At 74.8% G+C, this 16,808-nt stretch carries 15 protein-coding genes and 1 tRNA gene; 5 read left to right on the top strand and 11 right to left on the bottom strand.

From position 1 onward, the window contains the following. Positions 1-22 precede the first annotated feature (22 nt). Positions 23-487, top strand: coding sequence for a GNAT family N-acetyltransferase (locus MODMU_RS04745; protein WP_014739041.1), 465 nt, complete (start codon positions 23-25; stop codon positions 485-487). A 6-nt stretch (positions 488-493) separates the two neighbouring features. Here MODMU_RS04745 and MODMU_RS04740 read toward each other — a convergent pair whose 3' ends face one another. Continuing rightward, a complete protein-coding gene (locus MODMU_RS04740; RefSeq protein ID WP_014739040.1) occupies positions 494-1,849 on the bottom strand; it encodes a DUF2252 domain-containing protein in 1,356 nt (451 codons plus the stop codon). Between the two features lie 84 nt (positions 1,850-1,933). Between MODMU_RS04740 and MODMU_RS04735 the strand changes: the two genes are divergently transcribed. Then, the gene (locus MODMU_RS04735; RefSeq protein WP_014739039.1) at positions 1,934-2,953 is read left to right on the top strand and encodes an SGNH/GDSL hydrolase family protein; all 1,020 of its coding nucleotides are present in this window, start codon (positions 1,934-1,936) and stop codon (positions 2,951-2,953) included. A 107-nt stretch (positions 2,954-3,060) separates the two neighbouring features. Continuing rightward, on the top strand, positions 3,061-4,281 hold the full coding sequence (locus MODMU_RS04730; RefSeq protein ID WP_014739038.1) for an acetyl-CoA C-acetyltransferase: 1,221 nt from the start codon (positions 3,061-3,063) through the stop codon (positions 4,279-4,281). A 79-nt stretch (positions 4,282-4,360) separates the two neighbouring features. On the opposite strand, the gene MODMU_RS04725 is transcribed toward MODMU_RS04730, so the two are convergent. The 3 genes from MODMU_RS04725 to MODMU_RS26740 all read right to left on the bottom strand — a co-directional run bounded on the left by MODMU_RS04725 (position 4,361) and on the right by MODMU_RS26740 (position 6,139). Continuing rightward, entirely contained in the window at positions 4,361-5,176 is an 816-nt protein-coding gene (locus MODMU_RS04725) for a Bax inhibitor-1/YccA family protein (RefSeq protein ID WP_041795942.1), read from the bottom strand. A gap of 119 nt (positions 5,177-5,295) precedes the next feature. Continuing rightward, a tRNA-Leu gene (locus MODMU_RS04720) sits at positions 5,296-5,369 on the bottom strand. Continuing rightward, positions 5,360-6,139: a uracil-DNA glycosylase gene (locus tag MODMU_RS26740; RefSeq protein ID WP_014739036.1), complete on the bottom strand. Its 780-nt coding sequence runs from the start codon at positions 6,137-6,139 to the stop codon at positions 5,360-5,362. The genes MODMU_RS04720 and MODMU_RS26740 overlap by 10 nt, the downstream gene beginning before the upstream one ends. A gap of 54 nt (positions 6,140-6,193) precedes the next feature. On the opposite strand from MODMU_RS26740, the gene MODMU_RS04710 reads away from it, so the two are divergent. Continuing rightward, complete coding sequence (locus MODMU_RS04710) at positions 6,194-6,508, top strand: DUF4235 domain-containing protein (protein WP_014739035.1); 315 nt, start codon at positions 6,194-6,196, stop codon at positions 6,506-6,508. A 60-nt stretch (positions 6,509-6,568) separates the two neighbouring features. Here the strand turns inward: MODMU_RS04710 and MODMU_RS04705 are convergent, their stop codons facing one another. The 4 genes from MODMU_RS04705 to eno form a co-directional block, all read right to left on the bottom strand. Next, a complete protein-coding gene (locus tag MODMU_RS04705; RefSeq protein ID WP_014739034.1) occupies positions 6,569-7,540 on the bottom strand; it encodes a Ppx/GppA phosphatase family protein in 972 nt (323 codons plus the stop codon). A gap of 73 nt (positions 7,541-7,613) precedes the next feature. Next, positions 7,614-8,147 carry a DUF501 domain-containing protein gene (locus MODMU_RS04700; protein WP_014739033.1) on the bottom strand — a complete coding sequence of 178 codons (534 nt, stop codon included), beginning with the start codon at positions 8,145-8,147 and terminating at the stop codon, positions 7,614-7,616. Positions 8,148-8,230: 83 nt separating this feature from the next. Beyond that, a complete protein-coding gene (locus MODMU_RS04695) occupies positions 8,231-8,758 on the bottom strand; it encodes an FtsB family cell division protein (protein ID WP_041794957.1) in 528 nt (175 codons plus the stop codon). Between the two features lie 4 nt (positions 8,759-8,762). Then, complete coding sequence (gene eno, locus MODMU_RS04690) at positions 8,763-10,046, bottom strand: phosphopyruvate hydratase (RefSeq protein ID WP_014739031.1); 1,284 nt, start codon at positions 10,044-10,046, stop codon at positions 8,763-8,765. Positions 10,047-10,149: 103 nt separating this feature from the next. Between eno and MODMU_RS04685 the strand changes: the two genes are divergently transcribed. Next, positions 10,150-11,121 (top strand): DUF3592 domain-containing protein, encoded by a 972-nt coding sequence (locus tag MODMU_RS04685; RefSeq protein ID WP_014739030.1) that lies wholly within the window; start codon positions 10,150-10,152, stop codon positions 11,119-11,121. Positions 11,122-11,189: 68 nt separating this feature from the next. On the opposite strand, the gene MODMU_RS04680 is transcribed toward MODMU_RS04685, so the two are convergent. The 3 genes from MODMU_RS04680 to mfd form a co-directional block, all read right to left on the bottom strand. Further along, entirely contained in the window at positions 11,190-12,107 is a 918-nt protein-coding gene (locus tag MODMU_RS04680; RefSeq protein ID WP_014739029.1) for a nucleoside triphosphate pyrophosphohydrolase, read from the bottom strand. Positions 12,108-12,111: 4 nt separating this feature from the next. Continuing rightward, the gene (locus MODMU_RS04675; protein WP_014739028.1) at positions 12,112-13,116 is read right to left on the bottom strand and encodes a peptidylprolyl isomerase; all 1,005 of its coding nucleotides are present in this window, start codon (positions 13,114-13,116) and stop codon (positions 12,112-12,114) included. A gap of 63 nt (positions 13,117-13,179) precedes the next feature. Next, positions 13,180-16,725, bottom strand: a complete 3,546-nt coding sequence (gene mfd / locus MODMU_RS04670; protein ID WP_197537381.1) for a transcription-repair coupling factor — start codon at positions 16,723-16,725, stop codon at positions 13,180-13,182. Between the last annotated feature and the right edge of the window lie 83 nt (positions 16,726-16,808).

The following is a 16,808-nucleotide window of genomic DNA, read 5'->3' as shown; positions in this document are numbered from 1 at the left end:
GGGCGGGCGGGAGAATGAAGGCGTGAGCACCGAGGCCCCGTCGGGGACGATCACCATCGAGCAGGTCGACGCGGCGGCGACCTACCCGCTGCGGGCGCAGGAGCTCCGGCAGGGGCGCCCGGTGGAGATCGACGAGGACGACGCCCCGTACACGCTGCACCTGGCCGCCCGGATCGACGGCGGCGAGATCGTCGGCGTGGTCCGCTTCCACCCCCGCGACTGCCCGTGGCGCGCGGGCGAGGGGTCCTGGCAGCTGCGAGGCATGGCCACCGACCCGCGGGTGCGCGGGCTGGGTGCCGGCCGTGCGCTGGTCGCCGAGGGGCTCGCCCGGCTGGCCGCCCGCGGTGCCGAGCTGGTCTGGTGCGACGCCCGGAAGGACGCCGTCGGCTTCTACCAGCGGATCGGCTTCACCATCGTCACCGACGAGTACGACCTGCGCCCGGTCGGTCCGCACCGCGGGATGTGGATCGAGCTGCCGATCCGCTGACCGCGCTCACACCGGGCGGTGGTCCCCACTGGAGCTGATCCCCGGGATCCGCCCGGCGCGGAAGGCCTCGACGAACAGCCGGTGGTCCTCGCGGGTCCGCTGCGCGTAGCCGTGCGCGAAGTCGACGACGTCGGCGATGAACTCCGCGCGGCGGCCGCCGATCATCGTGGTGATCGCCTCCTCGGTCTGGAACGGCACGAGCGTGTGGTCGCTGTCGGCGTCCCCGACGCAGTGCAGCTTCGCCGTCGCCCGGCCCAGCTGGGCGAGCACCGGCCGGATCTCCTCGGGCTCGGTGAGGTCCTCCCAGTCCAGGTCCACCTCGTAGGGCGACAGCTCGGCGACGACGAACCCGACGCCGCGGATCTCGGTGTGCCCGAGGAACTGCGACGCGTTGGCCTGCAGCGACCGCTGGCTGACCGCGGTCCGGTGGCCCTCGTGCTCGAAGTACCGGCGGATCTCCGGGTCGTCGACGATCCGGCTGGGCGCGGGCACGTTGCCCTGCTTCACCGACAGGACGACGTCGTTCTCCAGCGCCTGGTCGTAGCCCTCGAGCAGCACGTTGTAGGCGGGCAGCCCGGCGCTGCCGATGCCGAAGCCGCCGGTGCCCACGACGTCCTTCACGTCGTAGGCGACGTCGCGGCGCCGGCGGGGCGGGTGCACGGTCTCCCGGTAGCGGTCGATGGCGTGCAGCACCTCAGCGCGCTCGTCGTCGTCCAGCCGGCGGTTGCGCGGCCGGTCGGCGAACCGCCGCTCGTAGCGCTCCACCACGGTCAGCCGGCCCAGCAGGTCCAGCCGGGTGCGGGCGGTGGTGGCCAGCACGACGTCGTGCACCGCCCCCTCGGTGTTCTCCCGCAGCAGGGCGAACGACCGGTCGTCGTCCGAGTGCGTGAAGGCCTCCACCTGGTCGAGGTAGGCGTCGAGGTAGCCGCCGAGCATCTCGCCGATCACGTCGTCGTCGAACGCCTTGCGCCAGGCCAGCAGCGCGAAGCTGGCCGCGAACCGGCGCAGGTCCCAGCTGACGTGGCCGAGGTAGGCCTCGTCGAAGTCGTTGACGTCGAAGACGATGCGCCCCTGCCCGTCCATGTACGTGCCGAAGTTCTCCGCGTGCAGGTCACCCTGGATCCACACCCGCGACGTCCGCTCGTCACACCACCTGTCCTCGAACGTCGCCATGTCGGCGTAGAACAGACAGGCGGAGCCGCGGTAGAACGCGAACGGGTCGGCGGCCATCTTGCGGAACTTGGTGCGGAACGCGTCGGCGTCCACCGCCATCAGCCGCGCGAAGGCGTCCACCAGCACGTCGACGATCTGCTGCTGGCGCCGGCGGTCGTCCGGAGGGGTGAGGTCACCGTCGTCAGCCACGGCCCCAACGTAGGGGGTGGCTAGCCTGAGGATCAGCTCTCGGTGCAGCACGCAACCAGGAGCCGGAGGAGAGGACGGGGCGCGGTGACGCGAGCCAGCAGGGCGCGACGACTGGCGACGGCGGCTGCGTACGGCGGCGGCGGTGTCGGGCTCGCCGGCGCGGCGCTGGTCACCCTGCTGCGCGAGGAGGCCCGGGCGGCCCGTCGTCGGGTGACCGCCCAGCGGACCCAGCCCGACCCCCCGACCGGCAACGGCGTCTACGGGCGCGGCCGGGCGACGCCGATCGTGTTCGCCGTGCTGGGCGACTCCAGCGCGGTCGGCCTGGGCGTGGACAACGCCGGCGAGACCCCCGGCGTGCTGATCGCCGCGGCCCTGGTCGAGCTGGCCGAACGACCCGTCCGGCTGGTCAAGTTCGCCCGCTCCGGCGCCGTCTCCCGCGAGCTCACCGGTCAGGTGGAGCGCGCCCTGCCCGAGCACCCCGACGTCGCCCTGATCATGATCGGCGCCAACGACGTCACCAGCCGTGCCCGGCCCGCGGAGTCGGTGCGGGCGCTGGCCGAGGCGGTGCGGATGCTCCGGGCCGCCGGCTGCGAGGTCGTCGTCGGCACCTGCCCGGACCTGGGCACCATCCGCCCGATCGCCCAGCCGCTGCGCGTGCTGGCCCGCCGGTGGAGCCGCCAGCTCGCCGCGGCGCAGACCATCGCCGTCGTCGCCGAGGGCGGGCGCACCGTCTCGCTGGGCTCGGTGCTCGGCCCCTCGTTCGCCACCGACCGCACGCTGTTCAGCAGCGACGAGTTCCACCCCTCGGCGGCCGGTTACGCGGCGGCCGCCGCCTCGCTGCTCCCCTCGATCGCCGACGCGATCGGGGTGTGGCCCGCCGCGGCCGACCGCGGGCTGCGGCTGCGCCGGGACACCGTGCGGCCGGTCGCGCAGGCCGCCGCCCGGGCCGCCGGCCGGACCGGCACCGAGGTCCAGCCGACCGAGGTCCGCGGCCGGGAGACCGGGCCCCGGGGCCCCTGGGCTCGGCTGCGCCGCCGCCGTCCGCCGGAGATCCCGACCCCGGAGCAGGCCGACGAGGCTGCCCGCACCGCCGTCCCGTCCTGACCGGTGGCGTCGCGCCCGGGGACCGGTTCCCTACCCGGGGGTAGCTTGAGGGACGACCCGACGTCCGTCGCCGCCCGCGGGGCGGCGCGCCTCATCGTGGAGGACCCATGCCCGAAGCCGTCATCGTCGCCGCTGCCCGCTCCCCCATCGGCCGCGCGTTCAAGGGGTCGCTGAAGGACCTGCGGCCCGACGACCTGGCCGCCACCATCACCCGCGCGGCGCTGGACCAGGTGCCCCAGCTCGACCCGACCGACATCGACGACCTGATGCTCGGCTGCGGGCTCCCCGGCGGCGAGCAGGGCTTCAACATGGGCCGGATCGTCGCCGTCCTGCTGGGCATGGACCACCTGCCCGGGACGACGGTCACCCGCTACTGCTCCTCCTCGCTGCAGACCACGCGGATGGCGCTGCACGCCATCAAGGCCGGCGAGGGCGACGTGTTCATCTCCGCCGGCGTGGAGATGGTGTCCCGCTTCGTCAAGGGCAACTCCGACGCGATCCCGGACACCCACAACCCCCGGTTCGCCGACGCCGAGGCCCGGGTGGCCAAGACCGCCGAGAGCGGCGCGGAGTCGTGGCGCGACCCGCGCGAGGACGGCGACCTGCCCGACGCCTACGTCGCCATGGGCCAGACCGCGGAGAACCTCGCGCTGCTCAAGGACATCTCGCGGCAGGACATGGACGAGTTCGCCGCGCGCAGCCAGAACCTCGCCGAGCAGGCGATCGCGAACGGGTTCTGGGAGCGCGAGATCACCCCGGTCACCACGCCCGACGGCACGGTCGTCAGCGCGGACGACGGCCCGCGGGCCGGCACGACGGTCGAGGGACTGTCCGGTCTGAAGCCGGTGTTCCGCCCCGACGGCCGGGTGACCGCCGGCAACGCCTGCCCGCTCAACGACGGCGCCGCCGCCCTGGTGATCATGAGCGACACCAAGGCCGCCCAGCTGGGGATCACCCCGCTGGCCCGGGTCGTCTCCACCGGCGTCACGGGGCTGTCGCCGGAGATCATGGGCTACGGCCCGGTGGCTGCCTCCCAGCAGGCGCTGGCCCGCGCCGGGATGACCATCGACGACATGGACCTGGTGGAGATCAACGAGGCGTTCGCCGCGCAGGTCATCCCCAGCTACCGCGACCTGGGCATCGACATCGACAAGCTGAACGTGCACGGCGGCGCCATCGCCGTCGGGCACCCCTTCGGCATGACCGGTGCCCGGATCACCGGCACCCTGCTCAACGGCCTGCGCGCCCGGGACGGCCAGTTCGGCCTGGAGACCATGTGCGTCGGCGGCGGGCAGGGCATGGCGATGGTGCTCGAGCGCCTCAGCTGAGCCCCTCGACGTGACGAAGGCCCGGCCTCCGCGAGGGGACCGGGCCTTCGTCGTCTAGCGGATCACTCGCGGAAGCAGCTCACTCCCGGAAGTAGCTGAGGAGTCGCAGGATCTCCAGGTACAGCCAGACGACCGTGACCAGCAGGCCGAAGGCGATGTACCAGGCGAACTTCGGCGCGACGCCGCGGCGGATCGCCTCGTCGGCCATGTCGAAGTCCAGCAGCAGCGAGAACGCCGCCACACCGATGACGACCAGGCTGAAGATGATCGCGACCGGACCACCGTCGCGCAGGCCCAGGCCACCGGGGGTGAAGAAGCTGGCGATCAGGTTGACCAGCACGAGCGCCAGCACGCCGAACAGCGCACCGACGACCCAGCGGGTCAGCTTCGGGGTGACCCGGATGGCGCCGGTCTTGTAGACCACGAGCATCCCGAAGAACACACCGAAGGTGCCGATCACCGCCTGCATGACGATGTTGCCGCCGAACTGGGCGGCGAAGATCTCGCTGATCCCGCCGACCGCGATGCCCTGCAGCGCCGCGTAGGCCAGGGTCGCCGCCGGGTTCGCGATCTGCTTGAACGAGATGACCAGGCCGAGGACCAGGCCGATCAGGATCGCGGGGAGCGCCAGGGCGATCCCGGAGTTGCCCGGCATCGCCCAGGTCGCGGCGGCGGCCAGGACGGTCACCACGAAGGTGAGGCCGGTCTTGGTGACGACGTCGTCCATCGTCATGTAGGCGCGGCCGGTGGCCGCGTACGGCGACGGGGCCGAGTACGGGTCGTACTGGGTGGGTGCCCCGCCGTACGTCTGCTGCGGGCCTGCGCCCCAGCCGCCGGACTGGGTCTGGCCGGCACCGGGGAAGCCCCGACTGAACGCCGGGTTGCTGCTGGGCATCGTCATCTCCTCGAGGTGACTGGTCGGTCCGTGGGGCTCACCTGTTCCTCCCCACGCTGTCCGGTCCAACGCCACGTGGGGGCGGCGAGTTCCCGGTGGCAGCGGACCACCCGGACGGGTGCCCCCGGTCGGGTTCGAACCGACACTGGGACCCTTTTAAGGGGCCTGCCTCTGCCGATTGGGCTACGGGGGCGTCGTGCCCGCAGAGCTTGCCAGTTCGGTGGCCCGGGTCAGCACGGCGTCCAGCATCGGCTCGGTCAGCCGGCCGGTGAAGGTGTTCTGCTGGCTGACGTGGTAGCTGCCCAGCAGGGTCACCGGGCCGCGCGGACCGGTCAGCGCGACCTCCACCCCGTGCCCGAACGCCGGTCGCGGCCGGGGCAGCGCGTAGCCCGCCGCACCGAGCACCGGCCACAGCGCCGTCCACCCGAAGCCGCCGAGGACGACGACCACCCGCAGCCGGGGCAGCAGCGCCAGCTCCCGCGCCAGCCACGGCGAGCAGGTGTCCCGCTCCTCGGGGGTGGGGGCGTTGGCCGGCGGGGCGCAGCGCACCGCAGCGCAGACCCGGACGTCGGTCAGCTCCAGGCCGTCGTCCTTCGACACCGACGTCGGCTGGTTGGCCAGGCCCGCCCGCCAGAGCGCGGCGAAGATCCAGTCGCCGCTGCGGTCGCCGGTGAACACCCGCCCGGTCCGGTTCCCGCCGTGCGCGGCCGGTGCCAGCCCGACCACCGCGATCCGGGCGTCGGCCGGGCCGAGCCCGGGCACCGGCCGCCCCCAGTACTCCTGGTCGCGGAACGAGGCCCGCCTGACCCGGGCGACCTCCTCGCGCCAGGCCACCAGCCGCGGGCAGGCCCGGCAGCCGGAGATCCGCTCGTCCAGAACGGCGAGCTCCCGGGTGCCGGCGGCGCCGCGCAGCACGCCGGCGGCGGTCCGGGTGACGGGGTAGCCGTCGGCGTCGCGTGCCACGTCCCCAGCAGACCAGACCGTCCGAGCGACTGCGGCGGCGGGCATGATCACCGCGTGGCGAAGAAGACGAAGGCCCCGAAGGTGAAGACCCCGCTGCTGTACAAGCTGCTGGGCCCGGCGATGGCCATCCCGACCGGGATCGTGGTCAAGAAGGCGGCCGACACGGCCTGGTTGAAGGTCCGCGGCTACCCGCCGCCGAAGAACCCGGCCGCCCCCGGGGTCACCTGGCCCGACGCGCTGGCCTGGGCCGCGGTGTCCGGCGTGCTGTACGCCTCCGGCCGGCTGGTCGCCGCCCGGGGAGCTGCGGCGGTCTACCAGAAGCTGACCGGCGAGCTGCCCCCCGGCGCCAACGCCGCCAGCGCCGCCTGACCCCCGAGGCACAGGAACCCATGCACCCGGTCTGCCGGCGAAAACCGGGTGCACAGGTTCCTATGCCTGCGCCGGGGACGGCTGGGGGCGGGCGAGGCGGAGGGCGATGCCGTCGAGGATGTCGTGCTCGCTGACCACGACCTCCTCCAGGTCGAAGGCGTCCATGACCACCCGCAGGATCAGCGCACCGGCGCCGATGACGTCGACCCGGCCGGGGTGCATGACGGGGTACGCCGCGCGCTTGTCCCGGGTGGCGGTGAGGAGCCCCGCGCTGACCGACCGGACGGCGGACACCGGGATCCGCGAGCCGTGGATGGCGTCGGCGTCGTAGGCGGGCAGCGCCAGGGCCAGCGCGGCGACGGTGGTGACCGACCCGGCCAGCCCGACCAGCGTGGCGGCCTCGGCGACCGGGACGTCGGCGGTCACCAGCGCGAGCGCGGCGCGGATGTCGGCCTCGGCGGCCTGCACCTCGTCCGGCGGCGGCGGGTCGCTGCGCAGGTGGCGCTCGGTGAGCCGCACGCAGCCGATGTCCACCGACCGGGCCGCGCGCACCCCACCGGCGTCGCCGAGCACGAACTCGGTCGACCCGCCACCGATGTCGACCACCAGGAACGGCGGCCGGGGCGGCGGCGCACCGTGCGCCTGCGCCGCGGCGGACAGCGAGGCGGTCGCCCCCAGGAAGGACAGCTCCGCCTCCTCCACACCGGGGACGACGTCGGGCAGCTGCCCCAGGGTGGCGGTCACCATCGCCTCGAAGTCGGCCCGGTTGGCGGCGTCCCGGCTGGCGCTGGTGGCGACCATCCGCACCCGCTCGGCGCCCAGCTCGCGCGCCTGGGCGGCGTACTCGGCCAGCACGACCCGGGTCCGCTCGATCGCCTCCGGGGCGAGCCGGCCGGTCGCGTCGACGCCCTGCCCCAGCCGGACGACCTCCATCCGGCGCAGCAGATCGGTGTGCGCGCCCTCCGGTGGCACGTCGGCGACGAGCAGCCGGATGGAGTTGGTACCGCAGTCGATGGCGGCGACCCGGGTCACGAGTCCTCCTCGCTGGCGCTCGTCGGACACGCGCCCTGGGGTGCTCTGCTGTCGGATGACCTCGCGAGCTCGGTCATCGGACGTCCTCCGGGTCGTCGGGCGAGGGGTGGGCGCAGGGGCCGGCGGCCCACCACTCCCCCATCTCGGCGACCGCGCGGTCGCCGATCGGGTTGACGCCGGGGCCGGCGGCGAGCGCGTGCCCGGCGAGGGCGTGCAGGCACTTGACCCGGTCGGGCATGCCGCCGGCGGTCGCCCGGGTCGGGAGCACGTCGCGGTCGTCGCGGGTGGCCAGGTAGGACTCGTGCGCCGCGCGGTAGCCCGCGGCCAGCTCCGGGTCGGTGGCCAGCTCGTCCTGCCACTCCCGCATCCGCCCGGCCGACTCCAGCCGGCTGGCGGCGGCGGTGGCCCGCGGGCAGGTGAGGTAGTACAGCGTGGGGAACGGCGTGCCGTCCTCCAGCCGGGGTGCGGTCTCCACGACGTCGGGCTGGCCGCACGGGCAGCGGTGCGCCACCCCCACCAGCGCACGCGGCGGCCGGCCGAGCTGACGGGCGATGACGGCCCGCTCGTCAGCCGTGACGGGCGGGGAGGGCGGGGCGGGGCTGCTCACCCGACGAGTCTGCGGCAGGCACCCGAGCGCCCGCGCACGGCCCCCTCGCAGGGGCCCGTGCCGCGCGTCAGCGACGGGGTCGCTCAGCCGTCCGCGGCGGCGACGGAGCCGAGCAGGCCCTCGTACCAGGGCACCGGCGCCTCCGGGTCGACCGCGTCGGACGGCGCCGAGGCGCTGTCGCCCGGGTCGCCGGCGTCGCCGACGATGACCAGCCGGTCACCGGGCAGCACGTAGGTCAGCCGCTCCCGCGCCTGCTGGGCGATGTAGGCGGGGTCGGACTGCCGGTCCAGCTGCGCCTGCAGGTCGGCGGCGCGCCGGGTGAGCTCGTCGTGCTCGGCGGCGAGCTCGGCGAGCTCCTGGCGGCCGGCCACGTACTGGCGCAGCGGCCCGGCCAGGGTCAGCGCCAGCAGCAGCACCAGGGCGCCGAGCATGACGGCCCGGCCGGTGAAGCGCGGGCCGCGGCGGGGGGTCGTGCTGCGGGCGGCGCTGCGGGTGGTGCGTCGTCCGGGCCGGCTGTCGGCCGACCCGCGGGAGCCGGCCCGCACCGGCCGTGACGAGGCCCGGCGGCGGGTGCCGCCGGACCTGCCACGACGGGGGCGGGCCGTGCTCATGCGCTCAGCTGCGGGCGGCGAGCCGCGGGAAGGCGGCGGCGCCGGCGTAGCGGGCGGCGTCGTCGAGCTCCTCCTCGATGCGGAGCAGCTGGTTGTACTTGGCCACCCGCTCGCTGCGGGCCGGGGCACCGGTCTTGATCTGCCCGCAGTCCAGGGCGACGGCGAGGTCGGCGATCGTGGTGTCCTCGGTCTCGCCCGAGCGGTGGCTCATCATCGAGCGGTAGCCGCTGCGGTGGGCCAGCGTCACCGCGTCCAGCGTCTCGGTGAGCGTGCCGATCTGGTTGACCTTGACCAGCAGCGCGTTCGCCGCGCCGCGGGCGATGCCGTCGGCGAGCCGGGCCGGGTTGGTGACGAAGAGGTCGTCGCCGACGATCTGCACCCGGTCGCCCAAGGCCTGGGTCAGGGCGACCCAGCCGTCCCAGTCCTCCTCCGACAGCGGGTCCTCGATCGAGACGATCGGGTAGGCGTCCACCAGCCCGGCGTAGTACTCGGTGAGCTCGGCCGAGCTGAGGGTCTTGCCCTCGAAGGCGTACCCGGCGTCGCTGTGGAACTCGGTGGCGGCGACGTCCAGGGCGAAGGCGATGTCGGTGCCGACGGTGTAGCCGGCGGCCTGCACGGCCTCGACGATCAGGTCGAGGGCGTCGCGGTTGCTGGGCAGCGACGGGGCGAAGCCGCCCTCGTCGCCCAGGCCGGTGGACAGCCCGCGCTTCTTCAGCACCGACTTCAGCGCGTGGTAGGTCTCGGTGCCGACCGCGAGCGCCTCGGCGAAGGTCGCCGCGCCGATCGGGGCGATCATGAACTCCTGGACGTCGACGTTGCTGTCGGCGTGGGCGCCGCCGTTGAGGATGTTCATCATCGGCACCGGCAGCAGGTGGGCCGAGGGACCGCCGACGTAGCGGAACAGCGGCAGGCCGGCGGACTCCGCAGCGGCCTTGGCGACGGCGAGGCTCACGCCGAGGACAGCGTTGGCGCCGAGCCGCGACTTGTCGGGCGTGCCGTCGAGGTCGATCAGCCGCTGGTCGAGCAGCCGCTGCTCGGACGCCTCGAAACCGACGAGCTCAGGGCCGATCACATCCAGGACGCCGTCGACGGCCTGGGTCACGCCCTTGCCGTTGTAGCGGTCACCGCCGTCGCGCAGCTCCACCGCCTCGAAGGCGCCGGTCGAGGCGCCGCTGGGCACGGCGGCCCGGGTGATCGTCCCGTCGTCGAGGGCGACCTCGACCTCCACGGTGGGGTTTCCGCGCGAGTCGAGGATCTCTCGCGCGCCTACGGCGTCGATGCTGGCCACGGACCGCAGCCTAGCCAGCCCGGCCGCCGGTGCGGGACACCGCTGCGGTGAACGTCCGGGGACGACGGCCGGACACCTCGGCCGAGCTGGGACGATGGCCGCGATGACGCCGCCGACCTCCCCGCCGCCACCCCGCCCGCACCGGCGTGCGGTCCGCCAGCTCCTCCTCGGCCTGGTGCCGCTGCTCGTGGTCGGCCTGGTGCTGCTGGTCGCGCTCGCGCTGCGGCTCGGGGACGTCCGGGCACCGCTGGCCGCCGACACCGCGACGGCGACCGCGACCGTGACGGCGGTGGGGACGGCGCCGGACGGGCGGGGGCTCGACGTCTCGTTCACCGACGCGGACGGGACGCCGCGCACCGGCGTGGTCGAGCTGGAGCGGGCGCTCGACGTGCCGGTCGGCGCCGAGCTCGCGGTGCGCTACGACCCCGACGACCCGGCGGACGCCACCCGGGTGCACACCGACGGGGACGCCGCCTCGGCCGCGGTGAGCGACGTGGTCTTCGGCCTGCTGGCGGTGACGGTCGTGCTGCTGGCGGCCACCGCGCTGACCGCCGCCCGGCTGCTCGGGCGCCCCCGGTTGCGGTCCCGCCCGGCGCTCCGGCTGACCGCGACGCACGTCGTCGTCAGAAGGGGGCTGCTGGTGCGCAGCTGGCTGGAGGTCGACACCTCGGCGGGGCTGCGCTGGCTGCCGGTGCACTGGGCGCCCGAGCTGGACCGGCTGGTCCCCGGCGCCCGGATCGAGGTGCGCGGTGACCCGGCGCGGGACCGGCTGGTGCTGCCGGTGGTCGAGGGCGCCGAGGTCTGGCCGTCGGGGCGGGTGCGTGACCGCGAGCCGCGCGGCGAGCTCCGCCAGGCCGCCGTCGACCCGGCCGCGACCGAGGTGGGGCTGGCCCGGCAGGCCCGGGCCGACGGCGTGCTGCCGTTCCTGGCGCCGGTGCTGGGGCTGCTGTGGTCCTACGTCGACGGCAGCGGACCGCTGGGCTTCCTCGCCGCGACCGCGCTGTCCGCCGCCGTCCTGTTCTGGCTCCCGCAGCTGCTCGGCTCCGACCCCCGCGCGTCGAGCCACCAGGCATAGGAAGCTCTGCACCCGGTCTCGGGCGCGAGACCGGGTGCAGAGCTTCCTATGCCTGAATCGGGGGGGCGTCAGGTGCGGGAGTGGGCGGCGGCGTCCAGTTCGCCGGCGTAGCGGCGGACGGCCTCGCGCAGCGCGTCCTCGACGTCCCAGCCGCGCTGGGAAGCGGCCACGACGACCCCGAGCAGGTGCTCACCCAGCGCCTCCGGGCTGTCCGCCGGGAGCTCGCCGGCCGGCGGGGTGGGCAGCCCGGCGCGCTCGGCCCGCCGGGCCAGCGCCGCGCCCCAGGAGGCGGCCGGCTGCGAGCGGGAGACCCCCTCCGTCGGCGACCGGCGCTGCTTCTCGGCCTTCTTGATCTCCTCCCAGCCGGCCTCGACCTGCGCCACGTCCCGCGGGCCCGCGTCGGCGAACACGTGCGGGTGCCGGCGGACCAGCTTGTCGACCAGGTCCCCGGCGACGTCGTCGACGTCGAACCGCCGCGCGGGGTCGGCCTCGGCCGCCACCCGGGCGTGGAAGGCGACCTGCAGCAGCACGTCGCCGAGCTCCTCGCGCATCGCCACCGGGTCGTCGTCGACGATCGCGTCGTAGGCCTCGTGCGCCTCCTCCAGCAGGTACCCGCGCAGCGAGGCGTGGGTCTGCTCGGCGTCCCACGGGCAGCCGCCCGGTGAGCGCAGCCGGTCCATCACCGCGACGACGTCCAGCAGCCGGGCGCCGGGCGGCTCGGCGGCGCCGGCCACCCGGTCGGGTCCCGGGCAGCCGTCGGCCTCCTCCGGTGTCGTCAGCAGGACGACGTCGGCGGGGTCCGCCGCTGCCTCGTCCGGGCCCGCGACGTCGGTGACCGCGATCCCCTCCTGCCGCAGCACCGCGGCGGTGGCCGCGGCACCGGGGAGGGCGAGGACGGCCGGGGCGGCGCTGACCGCGCGCCAGCCGGCGGGGGTGAGCAGGCCGGGCAGGCGGGAGCTGACGGTGACGAGCGACGCGACGGGCACCCGGTCAGTCTCCGGCAGCCCCCGGGGCGGTGCCCGCGGCACCCGCCGCGGCGTCGTCGGTGAGCAGGCGCACGACGCCGCCCTCGTCGGCGACGACCCGCCCCTCGTCGAGCACGCCGTACCGCGGGTTGACGGTCACGTCGAGGTCCTCGCGCACCGCCGCGACCAGCGCGAGGCCGGCCTCGTCGGCGTCGGACGCGGCCTGGTCGGCAAGCTGGGCGCGCGCGTCCTCGAAGCTCGGCACGCTGACCGACCGCACCAGGCCGACCACCACGCCACCGGCCTCGGGGACGACCTGGGTGAAGCCCTGCCCGGGCTGGGTGGCGGCGATCGAGGGGGCCAGCACCTCGGGCAGGTCGGCGGAGGTGAAGGGCTGCACGTCGGGCAGGGTGTTGTCCCCGGGGTGCTGCGCGGCGACGGCCGCGTAGCCGGCCGGGTCGGCGGTCAGCTGGGCGAGCACCGCGTCGGCCGTGGCCTGGTCGGGCACGGTCACGATGCCCAGCTCGACGGTCGTCAGGGCCGGCTGGCTGGCCGCGTAGCGGTCGCGCAGCGCGGCCTCGGACAGGTCGGCCTGGCCGGCGGCGACCGCGATCTGCTGCCGGACCAACTGCTGGCGGACGTTCTCCACGACGTCGTCCTCGCTGGCGCCCTGCTGCTGCGCGACCTGGGCGAAGACCTGGTCGGGGTCGCTGCCGGCCAGCAGCTGGTCGATCCGCGCCTGCACGTCGGCGTCGCTGACCTGCACGTCGTACTGCCGCGCGGCCTCGGCGTAGACCTCCTCGCCCACCTGGAGGCTGAGCACCTGGCGGGTGAAGCTGGTCTCGTCGTCCCCGGCGTAGGCGGCGATGTCGGGGACGGCGAGCCGCTGCGCGACGGCGTCGTCGAGCTCGGCGACGGTCACCTGCGACTCCCCCACGTACGCGGCGACGGTCGGGGCGTTGCGGCAACCGGCCAGGCCGAGCCCGGCGACACCCACGAGCAGGACGGCGACGGCGCGACGGGAGGGCACGGCCGCGAGCGTGCCACACCGGTGTGACCCCCGTCGCACACCCGCGCCGTCGGACGCCCCGCGTCAGCTGGCGACGGCGACCTGCTGCTCCAGGACGGCGGACAGCAGGGCGTGCAGCTTCTCCAGCAGCGCGACGTCGCGCAGCGGTGTCCGCCGGTCCGGACCGGTGGGTACCTTGATCGACACCGTGCGGACCGCCTCCTTGTAGGTGGCGCCCTCGGCCAGCCGGGACAGCTTCATCACCTGCGACTCGCGCAGCTCGACCGGACCGACCCGGATGTTGCGCCCCTGCATCGAGATCTCGGTGACGCCCAGCGCCCGCATGGCCGCCCGGAACCGGGCCACCGCCAGCAGGTTGAGCACCGGCGCGGGCGGGGCGCCGTAGCGGTCGGTCAGCTCGTCGAGCACGGCCTGCGCCTGCTCGTCGTCCTGGACCGAGGCCACCTTGCGGTAGGCCTCCATCCGCAGCCGCTCGCCGGGCACGTAGTCGTGCGGCAGGTGGGCGTCGACCGGCAGGTCGACCCGCACCTCGGCCGGCTCGACCGCCGGGGACTCCCCCGTCGCCTGGGCGCGGTAGTCGCTGACCGCCTCGCCGACGAGCCGGACGTAGAGGTCGAACCCGACGCCGGCGATGTGCCCGGACTGCTCCCCGCCGAGCAGGTTGCCCGACCCGCGGATCTCCAGGTCCTTCATCGCCACGGCCATGCCGGCGCCGAGGTCGGTGTTGTTCGCGATCGTGGTGAGCCGGTCGACCGAGGTCTCGGTCAGCGGCCGGGTGGGGTCGTAGGTGAAGTAGGCGTAGGCGCGCTCCCGGCCACGGCCGACCCGGCCGCGGATCTGGTGCAGCTGGGAGAGCCCGAAGGTGTCGGCCCGGTCGACGATCAGGGTGTTGGCGTTCGGGATGTCCAGCCCGGACTCGACGATCGTGGTGGCGACCAGGACGTCGAACTCCTTCTCCCAGAAGCCGACCATGATCTTCTCGAGCTCGTGCTCGTGCATCTGCCCGTGGCCGACCGCGACCCGGGCCTCGGGCACCAGGTTGCGGATCTTGGCCGCGGCCTTGTCGATCGACTGCACCCGGTTGTGGATGACGAACACCTGGCCGTCGCGGAGCAGCTCGCGGCGGATCGCGGCGGCCATCTGCTTGTCGTCCCAGGCGCCGACGTAGGTCAGCACCGGGTGCCGCTCCTCCGGCGGGGTGAGGATCGTCGACATCTCGCGGATGCCGGTGAGGCTCATCTCCAGGGTGCGCGGGATCGGGGTGGCCGACATCGACAGGACGTCGACCGCCGTCCGCATCGTCTTCAGGTACTCCTTGTGCTCGACGCCGAAGCGCTGCTCCTCGTCGACGATCACCAGGCCGAGGTCCTTGAACCGGGTGGTCGGCTGGAGCAGCCGGTGGGTGCCGACCAGGATGTCGATCTCCCCGGCGGCCAGCTTGCGCAGCGTCTCTGCGCTCTCGCTCGCCGACTGGAAGCGGGACAGCACCGCCACCGTCACCGGGAACTGCGCCATCCGCTCGGAGAAGGTCTTGAAGTGCTGGTTGGCCAGCAGCGTCGTCGGCACCAGGACGCCGACCTGCTTGCCGTCCTGCACGGCCTTGAACGCCGCGCGGATCGCGATCTCGGTCTTGCCGTAGCCGACGTCGCCGCAGATGATCCGGTCCATCGGCACCGGCTGGGACATGTCGGCCTTGACCTCGTCGATCGCCGCCAGCTGGTCGGGCGTCTCCTGGAACGGGAAGGCGTCCTCGAGCTCGCGCTGCCAGACGGTGTCCGGGCCGAAGGCGTGGCCCTTGCTGGCCATCCGCGCCGAGTACAGCCGGATCAGCTCCGCGGCGATCTGCTTGACCGCCTTGCGCGCCTGGTTCTTCGTCTTCTGCCAGTCCGCACCGCCCAGCTTGGACAGCGCCGGGGCCTCCCCGCCGACGTAGCGGGTGAGCTGGTCGAGGGAGTCGGTGGGCACGAACAGCCGGTCCGGCGGCTGGTTCCGCTTGCCCGGCGCGTACTCGACGATCAGGTAGTCGCGCTGCCCGCCGTGCACGGTGCGGCTGACCATCTCCACGTAGCGGCCCACACCGTGCTGCTCGTGCACCACCAGGTCACCGGGCTGCAGCTGCACCAGGTCGACGGCGTTGCGCCGGCGGGCCGGCATCTTGGTGGCGTCCTTCATCGAGGTGCCGCGCTGGCCGGTGAGGTCGCCCTCGGTGACCAGCGCCAGCCGGACGCTCGGGAAGGCGAAGCCGGACTCCAGGTTGCCCTGGGTGATCAGCGTCGGCCCGGCCTCCGGCGCGCCCTCGATGCCGGGCACCAGCCGGGCGCCGAGGTCGGCCTCGGTGAGCTGGTCGGCGGCCCGCTGCGCCGGACCGGGGCCGGCGAAGGTGAGCACCACCCGCCAGCCGTCGCGGCCCCAGCCGCGCAGCGCGTCGAACGCGCGCTCCTGGTCGCCGTGGAAGCGCTCGACGCCGGTGGCCTCGAGGGTCACCTGCGCGTCGTCGTCGTCCGGCTGGAGGGTGAAGACGCCGGTGGTCCACCAGGGCAGGCCGCGGCGGCGGGCGGCGGCCTCGACGTCGGCGAGGTCCTGGAAGGACGACGCGCCCAGGTCGATCGGCGCCTGGCCGGCCTCGGCGGCGGTCTGCCAGGACGCGGCGAGGAACTCGTCGGCGGTGCGCACCAGGTCCGCGGCGCGGCTGCGCACCCGCTCGGGGTCGAGGACCAGCACGTGGGTGCCCGGGGCCACCAGGTCGGTCAGCAGCTGCATCTGCTCGCCGCCGATGAGCGCCGGGATCAGCGACTCCATGCCCTCCACCGCGATGCCCTCGGCGAGCTTGCCGGTGACCTCGGCCAGCTCGGGGTGGTCGACCCCGAGCTGGGTGGCGCGGGCACGCACCTCGTCGGTGAGCAGCAGCTCCCGACACGGCGGCGCCCACAGCCGGTCGGGCCGCTCGTCGAGGGAGCGCTGGTCGGCGGCGGAGAAGTAGCGCAGCTCGTCGACCTCGTCGCCCCAGAACTCCACCCGCACCGGGTGCGGCTCGGTGGGCGGGAAGACGTCGAGCAGGCCACCGCGGACGGCGAACTCGCCGCGCTTCTCGACCAGCTCGACCCGGGTGTAGGCCGCGTCGGCCAGCGCGCGGGCGACGTCCTCGAGGTCGGCGGACCCGCCGGGCGCGAGCTCCACGGGGACCAGGTCGCCGAGGCCGGGGGCGAGCGGCTGCAGCACGCTGCGCACCGGCGCGACGACGACGTCGACCGCCGCGCCCTGCTCGGGGTGGGTGAGGTCGCGCAGCACGGCCAGCCGCCGGCCGACCGTGTCCGCCCGCGGGCTGAGCCGCTCGTGCGGCAGGGTCTCCCAGGCCGGGAAGACCTCCACCCGCCGGTCGGGGACGAAGCAGCGGAGCACCGCGGCCACCGCGTCGGCGTCCCGCTCGCCGGCGGTGACCACCAGCACGGGCACGCCGGCGCCGGGCTGCCGCGCGGCCAGCGCCGCGGCGACCAGCGGCTGGACCGTCGGGGCGGCGGTGACGGCCAGCTCGGCCGAGCCGGCCTGGGCGACGACCTGGGCCATGCCGGGGTCGGTCAGGACGACGTCGAGCACGCCGCGCAAGCTCACGGGGGCCACTCCTGGTTCTGGGGCCGCACACGACGCGCCGGGTGCGCGCGGGGGCCACGTGCCAGGTTAGACGAAGGACCCCG

The organism is Modestobacter italicus, assembly GCF_000306785.1.
GTDB classification, from domain to species: domain Bacteria; phylum Actinomycetota; class Actinomycetes; order Mycobacteriales; family Geodermatophilaceae; genus Modestobacter; species Modestobacter italicus.
The sequence above is the reverse complement of the archived record's forward strand: the minus strand, read 5'-3'. Positions and strand labels throughout refer to the sequence as shown.

Excerpts from the sequence above, each read along its gene's own strand:
- MODMU_RS04685 (WP_014739030.1), top strand. The coding sequence starts at position 10,150 with ATGACGCCGCCGACCTCCCCGCCGCCACCCCGCCCGCACCGGCGTGCG.
- MODMU_RS04695 (WP_041794957.1), bottom strand. The coding sequence starts at position 8,758 with ATGAGCACGGCCCGCCCCCGTCGTGGCAGGTCCGGCGGCACCCGCCGC.
- MODMU_RS04725 (WP_041795942.1), bottom strand. The coding sequence starts at position 5,176 with ATGCCCAGCAGCAACCCGGCGTTCAGTCGGGGCTTCCCCGGTGCCGGC.
- MODMU_RS04730 (WP_014739038.1), top strand. The coding sequence starts at position 3,061 with ATGCCCGAAGCCGTCATCGTCGCCGCTGCCCGCTCCCCCATCGGCCGC.